Source organism: Colwellia psychrerythraea, assembly GCF_000764225.1.
GTDB lineage: Bacteria > Pseudomonadota > Gammaproteobacteria > Enterobacterales > Alteromonadaceae > Colwellia > Colwellia psychrerythraea_D.
This window is the reverse complement of sequence record NZ_JQED01000031.1, coordinates 36857-58251: the sequence shown is the minus strand read 5'-3', so window position 1 is coordinate 58251 and position 21395 is coordinate 36857. Positions and strand designations below refer to the sequence as shown.

13 protein-coding genes are annotated in these 21395 nt (G+C 40.0%); 7 read left to right on the top strand and 6 right to left on the bottom strand.

Annotated elements, in window-relative coordinates; translation table 11 throughout:
- Positions 1-7: 7 nt before the first annotated feature.
- The 3 genes from ND2E_RS09075 to ND2E_RS09085 form a co-directional block, all read right to left on the bottom strand.
- A complete protein-coding gene (locus ND2E_RS09075; protein ID WP_033094241.1) occupies positions 8-1627 on the bottom strand; it encodes a GMC family oxidoreductase in 1620 nt (539 codons plus the stop codon).
- 106 nt (positions 1628-1733) lie between these two features.
- Positions 1734-3095 (bottom strand): DUF1329 domain-containing protein, encoded by a 1362-nt coding sequence (locus tag ND2E_RS09080; RefSeq protein ID WP_033094240.1) that lies wholly within the window; start codon positions 3093-3095, stop codon positions 1734-1736.
- 30 nt (positions 3096-3125) lie between these two features.
- Positions 3126-4988, bottom strand: coding sequence for a DUF1302 domain-containing protein (locus ND2E_RS09085; protein ID WP_033094239.1), 1863 nt, complete (start codon positions 4986-4988; stop codon positions 3126-3128).
- Between the two features lie 139 nt (positions 4989-5127).
- Here ND2E_RS09085 and ND2E_RS09090 point away from each other — a divergent pair, with 139 nt between their 5' ends.
- The 5 genes from ND2E_RS09090 (at position 5128) to ND2E_RS09110 (ending at position 13046) form a co-directional block, all read left to right on the top strand.
- Positions 5128-6174 carry an AraC family transcriptional regulator gene (locus ND2E_RS09090; protein WP_033094238.1) on the top strand — a complete coding sequence of 349 codons (1047 nt, stop codon included), beginning with the start codon at positions 5128-5130 and terminating at the stop codon, positions 6172-6174.
- A gap of 140 nt (positions 6175-6314) precedes the next feature.
- Positions 6315-7508 (top strand): WD40/YVTN/BNR-like repeat-containing protein, encoded by a 1194-nt coding sequence (locus ND2E_RS09095; RefSeq protein WP_052056606.1) that lies wholly within the window; start codon positions 6315-6317, stop codon positions 7506-7508.
- A gap of 4 nt (positions 7509-7512) precedes the next feature.
- Entirely contained in the window at positions 7513-9876 is a 2364-nt protein-coding gene (locus ND2E_RS09100) for an efflux RND transporter permease subunit (RefSeq protein ID WP_052056604.1), read from the top strand.
- The gene (locus ND2E_RS09105) at positions 9876-11291 is read left to right on the top strand and encodes a coniferyl aldehyde dehydrogenase (protein WP_033094237.1); all 1416 of its coding nucleotides are present in this window, start codon (positions 9876-9878) and stop codon (positions 11289-11291) included. The genes ND2E_RS09100 and ND2E_RS09105 overlap by 1 nt, the downstream gene beginning before the upstream one ends.
- Before the next feature lie 114 nt (positions 11292-11405).
- Positions 11406-13046: an AMP-binding protein gene (locus ND2E_RS09110; RefSeq protein ID WP_033094236.1), complete on the top strand. Its 1641-nt coding sequence runs from the start codon at positions 11406-11408 to the stop codon at positions 13044-13046.
- Between the two features lie 138 nt (positions 13047-13184).
- On the opposite strand, the gene mmsB is transcribed toward ND2E_RS09110, so the two are convergent.
- Both mmsB and ND2E_RS09120 read right to left on the bottom strand, forming a co-directional pair.
- On the bottom strand, positions 13185-14075 hold the full coding sequence (gene mmsB / locus ND2E_RS09115; RefSeq protein ID WP_033094235.1) for a 3-hydroxyisobutyrate dehydrogenase: 891 nt from the start codon (positions 14073-14075) through the stop codon (positions 13185-13187).
- Between the two features lie 142 nt (positions 14076-14217).
- Positions 14218-15720 (bottom strand): CoA-acylating methylmalonate-semialdehyde dehydrogenase, encoded by a 1503-nt coding sequence (locus tag ND2E_RS09120; RefSeq protein ID WP_033094286.1) that lies wholly within the window; start codon positions 15718-15720, stop codon positions 14218-14220.
- Positions 15721-15850: 130 nt separating this feature from the next.
- Between ND2E_RS09120 and ND2E_RS09125 the strand changes: the two genes are divergently transcribed.
- On the top strand, positions 15851-16768 hold the full coding sequence (locus ND2E_RS09125) for a LysR family transcriptional regulator (protein ID WP_052056602.1): 918 nt from the start codon (positions 15851-15853) through the stop codon (positions 16766-16768).
- 224 nt (positions 16769-16992) lie between these two features.
- The gene (locus tag ND2E_RS09130; RefSeq protein WP_033094234.1) at positions 16993-17643 is read left to right on the top strand and encodes a response regulator transcription factor; all 651 of its coding nucleotides are present in this window, start codon (positions 16993-16995) and stop codon (positions 17641-17643) included.
- 70 nt (positions 17644-17713) lie between these two features.
- On the opposite strand, the gene ND2E_RS09135 is transcribed toward ND2E_RS09130, so the two are convergent.
- Positions 17714-21268, bottom strand: coding sequence for a hybrid sensor histidine kinase/response regulator (locus ND2E_RS09135; RefSeq protein ID WP_033094233.1), 3555 nt, complete (start codon positions 21266-21268; stop codon positions 17714-17716).
- Between the last annotated feature and the right edge of the window lie 127 nt (positions 21269-21395).

The window sequence follows — 21395 nt, the reverse complement described above, 5'->3', positions numbered from 1 at the left end:
TCCTTAATTAATGTGTCAGCATCATGTCTGCTACTTTTTCGGCAATAGCCATGGTTGGTGCGTTGGTATTGCCACTGATAAGTGTTGGCATAATTGACGCGTCTACTACTCGTAATTTATCAATGCCGTGCACTTTAAGCTGATTATCAACGACAGCCATGGCATCACTGCCCATTTTGCACGTGCCTACGGGATGAAAAACTGTGCCTATACGCTCTTGCGCTTTAGCAAAGATTTGCTCATCAGTTTCAAAAGCATTACCCGGATGAAGTTCGTTGTCATAATGTTGTGCTAAGGCTGGCGCAGTTAATATTTTGCGTAGCTGGCGCATGCCATTAATTAAGACTGCTTTGTCTTTGCCATCTTTATCAGAAAACAAGTTAAAATCTATTTCGGGTGCATCTTGATAGTTCGCTGATTTTAGCGATACTGTGCCGGTACTTTCAGGGCGTAGTACGCAGACATGACAGGAAAAGCCATGTTGTGTTAACAGTCGTAAATCTCTGCCATTATCGTCATATAACAACGGCAACATATGTAACTGGATATCAGGTCTGTTTTCATTGTCAGTAGACTTAATGAAACCACCGGCTTCTAGAATACTGTTGGCAAGTTTACCTTTTTTACCTGTGACGTAGTTTATGGCATCCGGTGCCATCTTCAGTAAGCCTGATATCGATAGGGTAAAACCGTCTGTTTTTTTACTTTTGACTAATACACAAGCATCTACATGTTCGCGTAAGTTTTTGCCAACACCTTTAAGCTCATGCACACAATCAATGCCGTGATGGGTTAATTCACTTTTATCTCCGATGCCAGATAACATTAATAGCTGTGGTGAAGCGATACTGCCGCCACTTAATAACACTTCTTTATTCGCTGTTAAGCTTCTCTTTTTGCCCTTAATATATACATCGACACCATAAGCTTTTTTGTCTTCAAGTAGCACCTTACTCACTTGTGCGTGGGTTAATACCGTCAGATTAGGCCTAGATAGTACGGGTAACAAATAGGCATGCGCAGCAGAGCAACGTTTGCCATCTTTTATCGTGCATTGATAGTAACCAACACCTTCTTGCTCACGCCCATTAAAGTCATCGGTAAGGGGGAAACCTGCCTGTTGACTGGCTTCAATATATCGCTGACTGATCTCATAAAAAGCAGGGCGATCCGTAACTTGCAATGGACCTGCACCACCGTGCAGTTCACTTTCGCCGCGGCTATTGGTTTCTGATTTCTTAAAGTAAGGTAAAATATCGTTGAACGACCAACCGTTATTACCTAATTCTGCCCAATGATCGTAATCCTCTTTTTGTCCACGTATATAGAGCATGGCATTGGTCGCTGAGCTACCGCCTAAGCCTCGTCCGCGTGGGACAAAAAGTGGCGTACCATTGCGAATATCCTTTTTAGGTTTCGCATCAAAACTCCAATTGAATTTTTTTAAAAACATGAAGGCTGAAAATGCCCCCGGCGTTTTGACTAACAGAGAGTTATTATCACTACCAGCTTCTAATAAGCAGACGTTAAATTTACCGTTTTCAGTTAACCTATTCGCTAAAACACAGCCAGCTGAACCACCTCCGACAATAATGTAGTCAAAGTTGTTACCTTGTGATTTATTCATATACCTTGCCTTAAATTTTACTATTCATGCGTAAAGACTCTTAAGCATGTCCCTTGGGTAAAAGTCGTTAACATCTACCCAAGTTGTTTGAAAATGCGTGTTGAGGTTAACGTCCTAAACGTCTTAGCGCTGAGGTAGAAAAATCTTTGCGTTTAACTTTTTTACCCCACACCATGAAGGTTGGCTCTTCATTGCTTAACCCTGTGACTAGGTAACGTCCAGAGTCTAAATCATATAAGGTTTCAGCAACCATCCACGGGGTATCAACATCATAAAATTGAATGTTATGCGCTTCTGATAATTTCCATAGTTCACCACGACCATCGTATTGATCAATAACAGAGGCGCCCCAGGTGTCTTCATCAATAAAGAAGGTACGCTTGGCATAAATATGTCTTGAGCCTTCTTTTAATGTCGCTTCAACTTGCCAAACACGGTGTAACTCGTAGCGTAAATAATCGGCATTTAAATGACCTTTTTGTATTACGTCATCATATTTTGCTGTGGTATCAAGTAAGTTATAAGCGTTATAAGGGATATAAAGCTCTTTTTTACCCACTAACTTCCAGTCATAACGATCAGGCGCTCCGTTGTACATATCATAGTTATCAGAGGCTCTTAAACCATCTGTACCGGCCGCAGGTCCGTCATAAGCCACATTAGGCGCACGACGAACACGACGTTGACCTGAGTTATAAACCCAGGCTTTACGTGCTTCTTTAACTTGATCCATGGTTTCATGTACTAATAATGATGTGCCTGTTAAACGAGAAGGCGCTGTGATCTGTTGTAAATAATAAAATAATATATTGTTATCTTTTTTAGCATCACGGCCGCCTTTTAAAAACTCAGGCCATACCAACTGATCATTCATTTTTACCGGGACGAATGAGCCATTAGATTGCACTGGAATAGTGGTTGTAAAACGTTTCGCTGTGCCACCACGAAAACGGGTGATGTGGTTCCAAATAACTTCTGAACCATTTTGCGCAATAGGGAAGGGGATTGTTGTCTCAAAATTTTCAATACCATTGCCCGATTGTACGAGTTCAGCGGTTGTTGCATTTTGTTTAACAACATCATAAAGCTCAGTAGTGTAGGCGGCTGTTCTTCTGGTTTTATAAATAGGCATTTTATAATCTGCGTATTTTTCAAACATTGCAATTTGGCCAGCACTTAAGTTTGCTTTGTAATCATTAACATTGGCGCGCGTTATTTCAAATAACGGTTTATCTTGAGTAAAGGGATTTGCAGGACGACCAGAATCTTTACTTTTAGTTGAGTTTTTACTCGTTAATCCACCGTTCCATGCAGGGATAGTGCCGGCAGCATTAGCAGCCATTTCAGCCCCTAAAGGGGTAAGTGAATTTCCCAATTTATCGGCTTCTTGTGGGCTAACTTTTGCAAATGCAGCACTGCTTACCAGTGATAAAATTAATAAACTTGCGGTTGTAGTATATTTTTTCATGATGATTCTCTTAATGTGTTTACACGATAATTAATACGAAATGCCAAATGACAGCGATACTAAGTCTTTATCTTCCAGAATATTATGGCTACCACCTGAATAGTTGTTGTAGCCTACGGTGACCGTATACTTTTGCTGATAGGAAGCTTCCAAAGAAAAGCCTAGATTTTTTCGTCCTTCATGAAATTGTTGACCAGGGTCTGGCGAGTAACCACTGACATCATGGGCCCAAGAAAGGGTCGGTTTTAATGATATGCCAGCAAATACATCAGAATATTGCCACACACCACGCATACGATATCCCCATGCACTATCAGTGACAAAGCCATCAGTGCGACAATCACCTGATAACACCCCGGCACCGATAAGGTTGGTACAATTAAAGGCGCTATCACCACCAAAATCTCCCAAGCCAAAGACGGAATTTCTGCCATAATGTTGATCAGAATCTTCAACACCATCAGTCAAAATCATGCCAACTTCGGCAATAAGGGTGAAGCGTGAAGCCCCCATAGTATTTTCAAAAAACTGAATGGCGGTCATCTGCAATTGGGTTACATCAAACTCGTCCCAACCCTTGACTTCTTCACCATAACCAACGGCAGTCACTCTTGGAGTAAAGCGTAAAAATGGTGCTTCTGATAAGGTACCGTTGAGTAATTCTGGTCCGCTGATTTGTATCGGTGTATCCGGCTTATAAGAGGCTTCACCCGATAGTGCTACGCCGCCAACATTGGTAGCAAAGCTAACGCCATAAAATTTTAAGTCCTCAGGAAATTCAATGTCATAACCCGGGTTTTGTGCGGAAAAAGCGCCACCTGTAGGATCAAGTGCTTTGGGTACAAAAACAGGTGAATTAGCAATATCATCACCAGTAATTTCAGCATAAGTAGGCGGGATATTTGTCCGTACCGTGTTAATAAGTGGCAGGCGAGAATGGATATTCATGTAGTATATGCCAAACTCGGTATCATTTAATGCTTCAGCATAATAACGCGCGGCTAAACCGTATTGACCGCCGTCATCAGGCTCTACATCCGCTTTTCGCTCAGCAGCAAAACCGCCAGCCAATCCTGCTTGATCACCTAAAGGCCCGACTGACACATAATTACAACCAGTCGCGGCAAAATCTGCACCAGAGAAATAGGTACCACAACCGTCAATTTGGGTTTTTTCCCACTCGTATTGATAAAAAGCTTCAACACTGAGGTTTTCAGTAAGACCTACGTTACCGTAAAGCATGCCAACAGGTAATATACCTTCTTTTAAATCGGCACCAGGACGTCTTAAGGCTGCTACATCAAAAGGGTTCGATGAATTCATGCCACCTTGGATAAAGGTACTTTCCCCCCAACTAACCACCTGTCTACCTAGGCGAATGTCTACTGGGGTCTCTCCTAAATCAAACGACGCATAAACATAAGCATCTAATAAGGTTGCACCAGAAAATTTGGTATTATTTTCAAAACCATCATCACTTAATGGCGTATTGGGTACATAAGCATTCCCTGAATTACCATGATTCACATCACCTTCTTTAAGCGCATAATCGTACCAATATTTAAAACGGACAAAGGCACCAAAATCACCTTTGCTTAATTGGATATCATGCACGCCTTTGATTATTTGAGAGTAGGCATCATGTTTTCCGTAGTTTAAATTGCCATCATCTGTGGTACTTGTCGCGCCAGTTCCGCCATTGGTTTTACCAATGAATCTAGGGTCAGCATCGCCTAGTCGCCAGCTAGAACCAATATCCAATTGTGAATTTATTTGCAATAGAATGTCGTCATCTTCACCAAAATTGAAGTCGACAGCGTGCGCTGATGAAGCACTAAATGCCATCGCGACAACCAGAGCTAACGGCTTGATTTTATGATTATTATTTAGCATATTATTCGCCTGTTATTATCGTTATAATACTTATTGTAATGTTCGTTTCATCATTACATTACGACAATGATTCGTTTAATATTTCGCTAAATGTGCCAACCTCTTGTCATTTCGTGCAAAACTCGTAGAATATAAAAATATGAAAAATTCAGACAACTCAGTGCAAAATTATTACTCAACATTAACCGGTTGGATGATCCCTACTTCTAAGGCGATGGATGCGCATAGTATTGATATCGCAGCGGCATTAAAAGAATGTGATATCTCTCAAGATGTGATGGCAGATCAAGAATCTCGCATTGCTGCAGAAAAACTTACCCAACTTATTCATTACTGCAACGCCCAGTTAGTGCGGCATGATTTTTCTATTTTAATTGCAGAGCAATTTCATCCCGGTATGTTTCATGCTCTGGGTTACGCCATGATGTCGTCAAATACCTTACAAGATGCATTGCAGCGTATTGCGCATTACAAACGAGTTGTGTCAAACACCTGTAAGTTAGTCAATTATGAAGAAGATGATCAGTTTGTTTTTGAGATGCAAATCATTACCTATGAAACAACCAATCGACCTGTTTTATCATTGGTAACGGTAGAAACGTTTTTAGCCACCATTATTCGTTTTTCTCGAGAGTTAGTTACCTTAGACTTTTCACCAATCAAAGTTTGTTTTGCCTACGCAAAACCCGATCATGATATCAGCTACCTTGAAGATTTTTTCAACTGTGAAATAGAGTTTTCTAGCGACAAAACCGCTATCTATTTCGATCTTGAGCAAACACAAGAAAAATTAATGTGCGGTAATCCACTTATTACTCAAAGCCATGAAAAAATGCTTGATGAGTTTATGGCAAGAGTGGATAAAAATGATTTAACCCATGTTATAAAAAATAAAATATTTGAGCTATTACCCTTAGGGGCTCCCTCTCAAACTGACATTGCCGATTACCTGGGTATGAGTTTACGTAACTTGCAAAGAAAGCTACATGATCAAGGTACAAGTTATAAAGAGATATTAGAAAATACCCGTAAAAAATTGGCAATGGATTACATTGTGCAGCAGCATTTGAGTTTGAGTGAAATTGGCTATTTGGTCGGTTTTTCCAGTGTAGGTAATTTTAATCGTGCTTTTAAACGTTGGACAAATCAAACACCTGGCGACTACCGACAAGGTAAAAAATCCTAATGCTTTCGACAGCCGTTCAATAAAAAGAAGCCAAAGTTAACTGTGTTGCAAAGATAATCATTTGGCACGTTTAACACATCTCAAGCTAACTTTATTCATCAATACTAATAAGTATCAAACTTTTACTTATTAGGTTTTCTATGCGTACACCTCATATTGCCTGCGGCATGAAGAGCATACTGCTTGTTACTTTGCTTGGTTCAGTTTCTACTCTAGCGCAGGCAAAAAGCTCCCCCGATTTACTAAAACTACCTTCAACCAGCAGTGCTTTAGCCACTAAAAGTGTCTTGATGGCGATGACGCCAAATAATGACGCTATTCTTCTGGTAGGTGAACGTGGACATATCATAAACTGGCAAAATGACAGTCACTGGCAACAACAAAAATCACCGGTCAGCGTTGCGATAACCGACGTTACTATACTCTCGGATGGCAGTAAAATAGCTGTTGGACATGATGGTGTTATTCTTAAAGCTGATAACGATAGTACCTCATGGCGTAAAGTGTTCACGGGTAAGGAGATAACACAATTTAAAATTGCACAGTTGAAACAGGAACATCAATCCTTAGAACAAGTGATATCAACGACTCAGGATGAGGATGAACTCGAAGAGTTAACCTACCAACTTGAAGATTTAATCTTTGCTATTGAAGATAACCAATTAGAATTAAAATCGGGACCAAATAAACCGCTGTTATCTGTCACGAGTACGTCTAATGATACGTTATTTGCTACCGGTGCCTACGGAACTTTACTTAGTAGTAATGACAAAGGTGAGAGCTGGCAGTTAATCAGCAATCAACTTGAAAACCCCGATAGTTATCACCTCAATTCAGTTATCACCACACGCGATGACCGACTTTATATTGTTGGCGAAAATGGCACGGGCTTTCATTCTGCTGATCTTGGCCAAACATGGTCGGTTATGACATTACCTTATTCGGGCAGCTTATTCGGCATTGTTGCCAACCCTGTCAACGTTGACACTTCGAGCTCTGACGATGGCAAGTTAATGAAAAATAAAACACAGCTGGTCGCATTTGGTTTACAAGGAAATATCATGGTATCCCTTGATGGGGGAGGGCATTGGCAACATGAAAAGCTACCAAGTAATACCAGTTTGCTAGGGGGCAGCTTTTCTAAGCAGGGCAAAGCCTTTTTAGTGGGGCATGGTGGTGTCATTGTTAGTTTTGACCCTAAAAACTTAACATCTTTGAAGATCACAAAGCACCCATCAGGCGCGGCACTGTCGAGTATTTTAGTTAAAGACAATTCGTTAATTCTTGCTGGGCAATTTGGTATATCACAATGGCCTAATAAGGAAGAGGAATAAACTTATGTCGACTAAAAAAAATTCCCATTCACCTAGTGCATTAGAGCAAATAATAGAAAAATTTGTTTTTAAACATCGCGCATTGATGATGACAATAATAGTGACCTGCATAGCCTTGTTAACTATTCAAGCCGTTAAAGTTAAACCCGAAGCTAGTTTCACTAAAATGATCCCCGGCTCTCACGCTTATGTGACCAATTTTCTAACCTATAAAAAAGAGCTTGCTGATTTAGGTAATGTTATACGTATTGTGGTGGAAAATACTAATGACGATAGTAATCAAAGTGATATTTTCAATGCCGAATTTCAACAGACATTAAAACAAGTTACTGATGAAGTTTTCTACATCCCTGGTGTAAGTCGCGATGGTTTAAAGTCGTTATGGACACCTAATGTTCGCTGGCAAGAAGTCACTGAAGAAGGCTTTGTTGGTGGCGCTGTGATCCCCGATGGTTATGATGGCTCGGCCGAGATGATTGAACGGGTAAAAGCCAACGTATTCAAGTCAGGACAAATCGGTGTGTTAGTCGCGAACAACTTTCAATCGGCGATTATCATCGCACCATTGCAAGACATTAACCCTGAAACAGGTTTGCCGCTGGACTACCGAGAATTATCGAGCGTTTTAGAAGAGAAAATTAGAGACAAATACAGCAATGAAAATGTCACGATACGCATTGTTGGTTTTGCAAAAGTGGTCGGTGATTTAATCGACGGCGCTTTACAAGTGGTTGCTTTTTTTGGCCTAGCTGTTCTTATTACCTTTGTTTTACTGTGGCTATATTCTCGTTGTTTACGCAGTACGATCTCTGTTTTAGTCTTTTCAATTTTTGCTGTCTTTTGCCAGTTAGGCATTTTAAATTTATTGGGATTTGGTATTAACCCTTATTCTATGTTGGTGCCGTTTTTAGTCTTTGCTATAGGTGTCAGTCATGGCGTACAGATTATTAATTCCATTATTCATCACAGCGTCACAGGCGCAAGTAATATTGATTCTGCCAAGTTGGCTTTTCGCTCACTTTATATTGCGGGTATTACGGCGTTAGTTAGTGATGCCATTGGCTTTACTACTTTGATGATCATCGATATAGCGGTCATTCGAGAATTAGCCATCGCTGCCAGTATTGGTGTTGCTATTATTATTGTCACCAATTTGATCGCCTTGCCCATTTTAATGAGTTACATCGGCGTTTCTTCTGCAGGCCTGAAATACGCGCAGCAATCGGCCCATAAAACAGGTATTGTTGAAGGTTTGTTTAAAAACTTCGCCAAACCGCCGCTGGCAAAAGTGGCATTGGTTGTCGGTATAGCTTGTCTAGTTCTTGGACTTTATTTCGCACAATCGATGAAAATTGGCGACTTAGATGCTGGCGCGCCAGAGCTAAGACCAGACTCTCGTTATAACCTAGATAACGCCTACATCGTTGATAATTACAGTACCAGTACTGACTTATTTGTCATCATGGTCAAAACGGATGTCGAGCAGTGTTCGCAATATCAAACCTTGGTTTGGGTAGATCAATTCCAATGGCAACTGCGCAATGTTGCAGGTGTTCAAGCGGTTAAATCGGTCGCTGATGTTTCAAAATTTGGCTTGTTTGGCATGAACGAAGGCTCGTTAAAGTGGTATGGACTAAACCGTAACCAGTTAATGACTAATGCTTCTTTAGCTAAAACGCCACAAGGTTTGATGAATAAAGACTGCTCTATGGTGCCGGTATTAGTTTTCCTCAACGATCATAAATCGCAAACACTTGATAACGTCGTAAAAGCGGTGGAAAAATTCAATACTGAAAATCATATTGAAGGCGTTGAGTTTCTGATGGCTGCGGGTAATGCAGGGATTGAATCTGCCACGAATATGGTAATAGAAGAAGCCGAAACTGAAATGTTAATTTGGGTTTACTCCATCGTCATCATCATTTGTTTAATCACCTTCAGAAGTGGCCGTATCGTTATTTGCATTATCACGCCGTTAATTTTAACCAGTATTATGAGCCAAGGGTTAATGGGCATATTAGGCATTGGCGTCAAAGTAGCAACCCTACCTGTTATTGCCTTAGGGGTTGGTATTGGTGTTGATTACGGTATTTATATATTCAGTAAAGTGAAAGAAGCGCTAGGTCAAGGAAAGTCCTTGTACATGACCTATCGCTACGCGTTAAACCAAACGGGTAAAGCCGTGGCTTTCACTGGTATAACCTTAGCTATCGGTGTCGCTACTTGGGTATTCTCACCGATAAAATTTCAAGCGGATATGGGGATATTACTCACCTTTATGTTTATTTTTAACATGTTGGGTGCGCTTACGCTTGTTCCAGCTATTGCTTGGTTACTTAATATTGGCTCTGATCGGAGTAAAAAATAATGGTCGAAATCACCTCACAAACAGCATTAGCAGAAACGTTTTTACAACAAAAAGCACATTTTGCTAGCAATGCTTACCCAAGTTACCAAGATCGAATCAGTGACTTAACAAAATTAAAGGCGATTCTTGTTGATAATCAACAAGCCTTTATTGACGCAATGAGTCAAGACTTTGGTCACCGAAGTGCTGATGATACTAAGCTGGGCGATATTCTTAGTTCGGTGATGGGGATTAATTATGCGATAAAAAAATTAAAGGGGTGGATGAAGCCTGAAAAAAAGCATATCGGCATATTATTTCAACCAGCAAAAGGTAAAGTGGTTTTTCAACCCAAAGGAGTGGTGGGCATTATTGCCCCGTGGAATTACCCCATCTTTCTTGCCTTTGGCCCGTTAACCACCGCCTTGGCTGCGGGTAATACCGCCATGATAAAGATGAGTGAGTATACGCCCCATACCAATATTCTATTGGCTGAATTAGTGGCGAAGCACTTCCCAAGTAAAAAAGTGGCTATTGTATGTGGCGAGGCTGATATGGCTGCTGCCTTTTCCAGCGTGGCATTTGATCATTTATTCTTCACGGGCTCGACCGGTGTTGGTAAATTGGTGATGAAAGCGGCTGCGGAAAACTTAGTTCCGGTCACGTTAGAGTTGGGTGGCAAGTCTCCGACCATTATTGATGATGACATTGATATAAAAACGGTGGTGAGCCGATTGGTGTTAGGAAAAACACTAAATTCAGGGCAGACATGTGTCGCGCCAGATTATCTCTTTTGCCCTGAAAATAAAGTCGCAGAGCTAACACAAGCGTTTAAAGATGCTTATCAAAACATGTATCCCAATCCACAGGAGAATATCGATTGTACCTGCATCATCAATGATGCGCAGAAAGCACGCATAGATAGTTTAGTAGCAGACGCTAAAGCGAAGGGGGCTACTATCATCCCGTTAGCCGCAGACAATAACAATGGTGCATCGAGAAAAATGCCGTTAACAATTCTCACTAATGTAAATGATGATATGAGTGTGATGCAGCAAGAAATTTTTGGTCCTTTATTACCGATAATTGCTTATAACAACGTTGAGGAGGCAATCGCTTACATCAACAATAAACCACGACCACTTGCTTTGTATATTTGCAGTTTTAACAAAAGATTTCAGCAGAATATTCTACTCAACACCCATGCTGGTGGTGTATGTATTAATGATGCGGCATTTCATGTGATTAACGATGACTTACCTTTTGGCGGCATAGGTGCCTCGGGCATGGGGCAATATCATGGCAGTGAAGGATTTAAAACCTTCTCTCATGGCAAAGCGGTACTCTCGCGTGGTCGCATTAGTTTGGGCTCATTGTTATTCCCACCGTTTGGCAAAAAAATTCATCAACTTGTTTATAAATTATTTATTCGTTAGTTATTTAACGATAGAAATAACGACACAACTTTTACTTTTTAATACTATTTAATACTGTTTTGTTTCACTGCTTGTTCTACTATTTAAACAAAGCTAATTACTTAAGGAAAGCACATGACTAAACCTTGGTTTACCAATTACCCCGAAAATGTGGCACATACTGTCGACTTAAGCCGTTATTCTTCATTAACAGATTTACTGCAACAAACCACTGCAAAATATCAGAAAAACACGGCTTACAGTAATTTTGGTGCGGAACTGACTTTTGAACAAGTAGATGAATTGTCCCGCGATTTTGCTGCTTATTTACAGAATAAGTTGAACGTTGTTAAAAATGATCGTGTGGCACTCATGTGTCCTAATACCTTATGTTTTCCCATAGCCATGTGGGGCATTGTTCGTGTTGGTGGCGTACAAGTGAATGTCAATCCTATGTACACACCAAGAGAATTAGAACATCAACTGAACGATGCGCAAGTTGATACCATTATAATCTTCTCTCCTTCTACTGAAATGTTAGCTGAGATTATAGATAATACGGGCATCAAGCATATTATCACGGTTGATTTAGATGACTTGATCAATAAAGGCTTACCTTGTGCTGAAGTAGACAAACGTTTAGCCAATACGATTAGTTTTACTGAGGCACTTGAGCAAGGGAAAAATCTTGGCCTCAATGAGCCTGCCTTATGTCAAGATGACTTACTGTTCCTACAATATACTGGAGGTACTACCGGTTTGTCTAAAGGGGCTATGCTGAGTCATGGCAATTTGATTGCAAATATATTGCAATATAAAGAGTTTGCTAAAGCGCATATTGATTACGGTAATGACGTTGTTATCACGGCGATTCCGATGTACCACATCTTCGCGTTAATGGCGAATACACTAAGTTACTTTAGCTTTGGTGCAAAAAATGTTTTAGTCACTAATCCACGTGATATGCCCAGTTTTGTTGAGGTTTGGAAAAATACTCCGGCAACCATGTTTACCGGTGTTAACACTTTATTTAATGGCCTATTACACACGCCAGGTTTTGATGAGGTCGATTTTTCTTCATTGAAACTTTGTATTGGCGGCGGTGCAGCCGTTCAACAAGCGGTGGCTGATAAATGGCGACAAGTTACTGGTGTTAAACTGCAAGAAGGGTATGGATTGTCAGAAACTTCACCAATTTTAACGTTAAATTTTGGTAGCACAGATCACCCTGATGATGTGCCTGGCATTGGTGTGCCGGTACCTAATACCGATATTTCCATTCGTGATGAGCTGGGCAAGAGTGTTGCACAAGGTCAGTCAGGTGAATTATGCGCTAAAGGTCCGCAAGTGATGTCAGGTTATTGGAATAATGTTGCAGCAACCACTGAATGTATGACTCATGATGGTTATTTCAAAACCGGTGATGTAGCTATGCTTGATGAACATGGTTTCTTTCATATTGTTGATCGCATAAAAGATATGATCAATGTCTCCGGTTTTAATGTTTACCCGAATGAAATAGAAGCTGAAGTGGCAAAAATGCCGGGTATATTAGAGTCTGCTTGTATCGGTGTCGATGATGAGAAAACGGGTGAGGCGGTGAAGCTTTTCATTGTGACAGATAAAAGCTCAGCCGATGCCAACATTACTGAAAATGATGTTATCAACTTTTGTCGTCAAGGGTTAACCGCATATAAAGCGCCTAAACATGTGGTCTTTATTGACGAAATACCTAAATCGAGTGTCGGTAAATTATTGCGCAGAGAGTTAAGATAATTTTATTGCGAACTCTTTGCTTTCATTAATTTGTCGGCTGTGGAGTCGTAAAATAAAAGGCCGATACATAGTGTATCGGCCTTTTCTTTGGAATACTCTCAGGGTAGCAATAGTTATTTATAACAGAGGAAAAATAGCCTATTTAGCTTGATTGAATAGGTTAAAAGCACTTGAGAAATCTTTAGCACCATTACCATTGGCAGCATGCATAGCATATAAACTACGTGCTAATGCGCCCATGGGTGTTGATGAATGACTCTTTAATGCCGTGTCCATCGCTAGGCCTAAATCTTTGGCCATTAAGTCAACCATAAAGCCACCTTGATAATCGTTAGATGATGGCACATTTTCCATCACACCAGGACAAGGGTTGTAGACATCAAGCGTCCAATTGCTGCCTGAACTCTTACTCATAATGTCTGACAAGACAGACGGATCTAAACCATTACTGATACCCAATTGTAATGCTTCAGAAGTTGCTAGCATTAGCACTGATAACAGCATGTTATTACAAGCTTTCGCTACCTGACCCGCACCATGATCACCGGCATGGAAAACATTTTTACCCATAACATCTAAAACAGGTTTCGCTCGGCTAAAGTCAGCTTCATTACCACCTACCATAAAGCTTAACGTACCGGCGGTTGCACCACCTACGCCACCAGAGACAGGTGCATCAATAAAGTTGATACCTTGCTCTAACAAAACAGTACCAACGTTAATCGAAGTGGCAGAATCAATGGTAGAAGAGTCAATAACTAAAGCGCCTTTAGCGATATGATTTATTAAGCCATTTTCTGATAGAAGTACTGCCTCAACATGCTTGCCTGCCGGCAGCATGGTAATAATAAATTCAGCATCTTTTACACAATCGCTGGCTTGTGATTGTGTCGTTGCACCTTGTTCTACCACGTGAGCAACAGCTTGCTCTGATAAATCAAAAACACAAACTTGATGTCCGGCTTTGACTAAGTTGATGGCCATTGGGCCACCCATATTTCCTAAACCGATGAAAGCAATATTCGCCATGACGTTCTCCTTTTGTTTGTACTTAATTATTGTAAACCGCAGCGCTAAGACCAGACACTAGGTTTGAATTAAAATGTCCTCAACATGCATCTATAAGTATAAGTGCACGTTGAGGAATAAGCATCGAGCAATAGTTGAAGCTCTATTTCATGCTAATAGTGGTATGAACATCTTGACCATCTTCATGATCTGGTTCAAACCAACGTGCTGTGACTGACTTAGTTTGTGTCCAGAAGCTAATAGTTTGTTTACCGTTTGGACCTAAATCACCTAATTTTGAAGCTCTTGAACCGGTAAAGCTAAAGAAGGCAACTGGCACTGGAATCGGCACGTTAATACCTACTTGGCCAACATCAATTTCATTTTCAAATAAACGTGCATTCCAACCTGATGAAGTGAAAATAGAGGTACCATTGCCATTAGGATTAGCGTTGATAATTGCGATAGCCTCTTCTAATGTTTCAGCTTCTAAAACACATAATGCCGGGCCGAATATCTCTTGGGTATAAATATCCATGTCAGTAGTCACATTAGTAAATAATGTTGGACCCACAAAGTTACCATTTGGATAACCTTCAACTTGACAGTTTCTGCCATCAACTAGCAGAGTAGCACCTTGCTCAACACCACTATCAAGTAAGCTGATAATACGTTTTTTGGCTTGTGGCGATACGACTGGACCTAGGTCAGCATCACGCTGAGAGCCAGGACCTACTTTCATTAATTTTGCACGTTCTACTATTTCAGGTAACCAGTCTCGAGACTTGCCAACTAAAATAGTGACAGGGTTAGCCATACAACGTTGACCGGCAGCACCAAAAGCTGAGCCAAGTAAGTCATTAATCGCTCTGTCTTTATTGGCATCAGGCATAATAACCATGTGGTTTTTAGCGCCCATCATAGATTGTGCACGTTTGCCGTGTTTGCTCGCATGATTGTATATATGCGTACCAACATGGGTAGAGCCAATAAACGATACCGCTTTAACATGCTCATGTTCAATTAAGGCATTGACTGAATCAGGACCGCCATGAACAACATTGATAACACCTGCAGGTAAACCTGCTTCAATCGCAAGTTCAACAAAGCGTACTGTTGATGAAGGCGCTTGCTCAGAAGGTTTAAGTACAAAAGTATTACCACAAGCAATTGCAGGTGGAAACATAAAGGCCGCAAGCATTAATGGAAAGTTAAAAGCGGTAATACCTAAACCTACGCCTAGTGGTTTATTTAAGGTATAAGTATCTACGCCAGAAGCAACATTGTTACCCATATCACCTAATTGCAAACGAGTAACTGAAGAAGCATTTTCAATCGCTTCTAAGGCTCTACCTACTTCACCTTCAGCATCAGGCAAGGTTTTACCGTGCTCTAGCGTTACTAGTTCAGCGAGTTCTTGCGTATTTTCACGCACTAAATGGGCGAAATTTACCATAATGCGCATACGGTTAGTTAATGACGTTTTAGACCAGGTTTTGAAGGCTGTTTGTGCACTTTGAACTGCTTGGTCTATTTCTGCTGGTGTTGCAATAGGTACACGAGCGACAACTTCTTGAGTAGCAGGGTTTAAAACATCTAACCACTCGGTAGTTTGTGAACGAACTTTTTCACCATTAATAATTAGTGGAACTTCAGTAATACTCATAGCAACCTCGATTAATAAATTGAAAATATCTATAATCAAGATAGGCCTTTCTTAAACTGGTCACAATAAACATAGGTGCAACGCGCTTTGCATTTTTGCAATGGTGTTTTGAAAATAGTAGACTAGCTAGATGAATTGGGACGATATTAAAATTTTTCTTGAAGTTGCTCGCGCAGAGCGGCTATCGACAGCGGCAAAACGTTTAGCAATGGATGCGTCTACTGTGTCTAGGCGTTTGCATAAACTCGAAGAAAGTGTAGCGACAAAGCTATTTGACCGGACACAAGAGGGGCATGTATTAACGCCCGATGGCGAGATGTTACTCAACTCTGCCTGTAAAATGGAGCAAGATGCACAACATGCACTTTCGAGCATCCATAATAACAATGAAGAAAATTGTGGTTTAGTTCGCATTGGTGTGACTGAAGCATTAGGTAACTTTTTTGTTTCTCCGAACCTTTTGGCATTACAACAACAACATCCCAATATTGATGTACATTTATTGCTCTTTTCACGTTATGTAAAAATCAGTCGAAATGAAGCGGACATTGCCATTGCGGTCGAGAAACCTAAAAGTACCTCGATGATAGTATCAAAACTTTGCGATTATAAATTGCAACTCTACGCACATCAGGATTACTTAGATAAGAATTTAGAGCAATATCCACAAGGAATATTATTAGAGGATTTAGCCGATCATAAATGGGTTACTTATGTGGATAATTTAATCTTTACCGACCAACTTTCTTATATAAAAGAATTGGATCAATATTTAGCAAGTGAGCTAAAAGCAAGTTTTAGTAGCACCAGTATTATCAGCCAGTATTTTGCCATTAAAAGTGGTTTAGGTATTGGCGTTTTGCCTTGCTTTTTGGCTGATCAAGATAAAAACCTGATTAAACTACACAGCCAAGAAATCACGATCACGAGAAGTTTTTGGTTGGTTACTCACCCAGAGAGTAAACGTTTGTCCCATGTAAATACCGTGTGGCAATACTTAAAACAACTGGTTATAGACCATGCTGACTTGTTAAACCCAACAGAATAACATCAATTCTATTTTAAAATTCCTTTCATTTTTACTCTGTAAAAACCGTGAATTATTGTACACATCAGCGCGATTTTTTGATCTTTCCATCGAAGATAAATTCGAAATCTCCCTAGCAGCTTTATACAGACTTTGTTATTGTGTTTGTAACAGTAAAAGTTTTCATTTAATAAAAAACAATCGATATACTAATAATCATAGTCGATTGAAGGATGGATATAATTATGTTCGATAACATGAAAATAATATTGGCTGACGATCATCCTCTATTTCGCCAAGCACTAACCATCACGTTAAAATCCCACTTCACTAGTGCCGTCATTGTTGATGCGGAAAATATTCCTGAGCTTGAGCAGCATTTAGAAAGTGAAGAAAAGGCTGATTTACTCTTGCTTGATTTAGATATACCAGGGGCACATGGTTTTAATAGTTTAATTAGCATTAGGCGCTCACATCCTGATTTAGGCATCGTGGTTATTTCTGGCTTTGAAGACAAAGAGACTATTCATAAGGCCATGAGTTTTGGCGCTGCGGGTTTTATTCCTAAATCGACACCGGTTCCCAAAATGGTGGTGGCGATTGAAGAGGTACTTAATGGTACTTTATGGACACCCGATGGGGAGTTTAATCCGAGTGAAAAAAATCATGATATTGATGATAAAATTGCCTCATTAACCCCTAAACAGCACCAGATTTTATTAATGTTTGCTGACGGGTTACTCAACAAACAAATAGCGTCTCAGCTTGGTACATCAGAATCAACCATCAAAAGCCATGCGAGTATTATCTTTTTAAAATTGGGTGTACGAAACCGCACTCAAGCGGTGATCACGTTAAATGAACTGCAATTGAATCAAAGTACTTTTGGTCAGTAATTCAAGACAAAATTCAAAGCACAGTCATCTATCCGTTACCCATCATTAAGCTCGATTGGTAACGGAATTTTTATATTGAATGTTGAGAGTAATTCTTGGCAAGTGCTTCAGTAAGTAATGCACTCATCAATGAACGTAACGCCAGCGGTTTGATAATTTTGCGTAAATAACCAATATTATGCTGTTTGGTTAATGCCATCAGGTTTTCATCGGTAGTTGCCGTAATAAGAATAGCAGGCAGGGCATAAGGACTCATGGCTCTTAATTGCTGAATAAGGCCTATACCATTGACAGTTTCATTTGCTAATGAGCTGTTACTCCTTTCATTAATCAACAATTCAGTAGCCAAAATAATATTATCTTCTTGGCTACCGGTTAGTTGATAATCTACTAGCAAGATATCAATCTCATCTTCGTGTTTTGCATAAAGCTCTTTAGCTTGTTGCGCATCAACTGCGGTGAAAACCTGACATTGCCATACACTTAATAATTTAGTCATGCCATCAAGTATTGCCGGTTCATTGTCTATGCACAAAACACCAACGCCATGCAAACTCATACTGGCGGGAGGCAGTACTTGCTCTTTGGCCACGGGCGGTAAGGTCATGGGGGCGTTAACACTAAACAAACAACCATGACCGGGTTTAGATTTTAAATCAATTTTATGTTCAAGAATTTTGGCCAAACTTTGCGCTATGTTTAGTCCTAAGCCGAGGCCTTTAGGACCCATAACATTGCTGTTGTTTAATTGAGTAAACTGGTCAAAAACTTGCTGTTGTTTGTCTACCGGAATACCTGGACCGTTATCAAAAACTTGGATAGATATTTCATTACCTTGTCGGCGACAACCCAACAACACTTTACTCTGGCTGCTCTTGTCGCACTTATGGGCATAACGAAAAGCATTACTGAGAAAGTTTTGTATAATTCTTGCCAGCAAGGTGATATCGCTCGCCACATAAATTTTGCTCATTTTACAATGAAACTCTACATGGTATTCCTCTGTTAAGGCATTAAACTCATTCGCTAACATAGTGAACAATTCTTTGATCTCTATTGGTTCAATAGTTGGCGTGATATTACCACTTTCAATCCGGGCAATTTCATTCAAATCAAGCAATAAACTGTTCGCTATTTCTAAAGAATTATCTATTTTTTTGATTTGCTCGCGTTCTTCATGGGTGACACGCGGACTTAAAGAAATAGCAGAAGAAAACAATCTTGCAGCAGAGAGCGGTTGTAATAAATCATGACTACAGGCTTTTAAATACTGACTTTTTTTTATGTGAGCTTGCTCTGCTTTAGTTTGTGCTTGTAGTAGCTCCTGGTTAGCAAGCGCCAACTCTTTGTTAGCCTGTTCCAGCTCAGCGGTGCGAAATTGCACCCTTGATTCGAGATCAGTATTTTCTTCTTTCAATACCTCTTCTGTTTGACGGTACTGGGTAATATCAGAGAAGATCATGACAAAACCACCTCCAGGGATGGGACTGCCTTCTATACGAATATTTTTACCATTTTTAAGCTTATACTCAGTGTTATGACGACTACCTTCCATAATATACTGAATACGCTTTTTAACTTGTAAATCAATATCTTTAGCAAAATACCCTTGCTGACTTAAATTGAAATGTATTAGCTGACTGATAGGGCAACCAATATAAATAAATTCCTCAGGGTAGCCAAAAATATCTAAGTATTGTTTATTCCAAGCGACGAGTTTTAGCTCACTATCAATAACTGAAATGCCTTCACTGACATTTTCAATAGCACTTTGTAGGACGGTGCGACTGAAATCCAATTGCTGAGTAGAGTTATCTTCAACTAACTTGGCGACTTGATCAAAGGCCATACCGCGACTGCTGATCGCCAAAGAGGTAACCAATTTTGCTGAGGCTGAGCCTAAAACACGGGCTAGGGTGTTTTCTGCATGAAATAATATTGCTTCATTAAATTTTTTATTGTCTTTAGTCTGATTCATTGAATGAAATTGTTTAAAGCAGTGATTAGCTTTTTCTTCACCGATGAATCGAGCCACTAAAAGCTCTAACTCGACTACGTCAACTTTGGGCTGCGTTGGTAAGCTCCATTTGACCTTTTTTCTGTCTTTATAGAAAAATTCACTTTGCATCTGCTCTCTAATACTTTGTCTTGTGCCCAAAGAAACCAGCCATAGCACGATAACATTAATGAGCAAACCAATAAGGGTTATGACGGTTGTTTTAGGTAAGTCTGTGTCTGCAAAAGGGTGAGCATAAATACCTAACTGGGGTAATAAATTAAAGAGTGTCCAAATAGTAAAGCCACAACTTATGCCAGCAAGCACACCAGCAAGGGTTGCTTTACGCCAATAAAAGGCGACAAACAGTGCGGGACCAATTTGGGCTATTGCGCCAAAAGCAACTTCACCTAAGGATGATAATGTGTCGGGAGGGGATAATAACAACAAGCCATAACTTAAGAAAATAACCAACAACACCAAAGCCTTACGGATAAATAGTAATTGTAATTGAAAGTGGTTAAAGTCTTGCTGTTTCTTACGTGAGAAGTTAAACATCACAGGAAAAACAATTTCATTACTGAGCATAGTGCTCAGGGCAATGGTTGAAACAATTACCATTGAACTGGCTGCCGATACCGCACCTAAAAAAGCGAATAGAGATAATAATACCTGGCCATCTAACGCTGGTAAGAAAAGCACATAGGCGTCTGGGGCGAGTGAGCTACCGTAATTTAAGTTGCCAGCCAAACCGAGCACGGCAGCAAAAAAACCAAAAATGAGTAAATAAACCGGTAAAACCCACCTTGCCATACCGCTTGTTTTTTTATCTTTTATTTCAACAAACATCACTTGAAATTGTCTTGGTAAGCATAAAAAAGCAGACATGACGATAATTAACATGCCGAACAAACCAAAAAGGTTATTGAACTCGAATTGTTTACTCATATCAAACTGATCTTTGGATAGCTCCCATATATCGACTGGTGAATCATAAATAATAAAGCTGACGAATAGACCTACTAAAAGAAAAGCAATTAATTTCACAAGCGATTCAAAGGCAATCGCAATCATGACGCCAGGATGACGTTCGGTTATGTCGATAGTTCTAATGCCAAAAATAATAGTGAACACCGCAAGGATGATGCTAACCACTAGGCCTATTTGCCATATAGGTAGGTCTTGGGTTTCTTGCAATATTTGATAGGAATTTACAATCGCTTTGAGCTGCAGTGCTATATAGGGCATGGTGCCAATTAAAGCGACTATGGTAATAATAATGGCTAACGTTTGTGACTTACCAAAGCGTGCTGAGAGCAGATCGGCAATTGAGGTAATCTTGAGCTGTAAACTGGTTTTTATAATACGTTGAATGAAAGGCCAAGCAAATACAAACAGTACAATGGGCGCTAAATAAACCGAAAGGAAGGTAAAAGAGTGGTCAGCGGCTTGTGCGGTTGTGCCTAAAAAACCCCACGAAGTACAATAAACACCTAAGGATAATGCATAGATTATAGTTTGTTGTTTTGCTTCTAATTTATTGCGATATTTCCCACCTAAATGCGCAATAAGAAACAACAGACCTATATAGCCAATACTTACGCTAACTAACAACCAATTTGCAAACATAAAATTAAACCTACTTAACTATTCAACTGCTTATCACTTTGTCAATCTAGCATATTTCTTCAGATAAAAATCTCTATATTTCTACAACTTAAGGACTAGTCTTTGACTAAATAATTTCCTACGACTA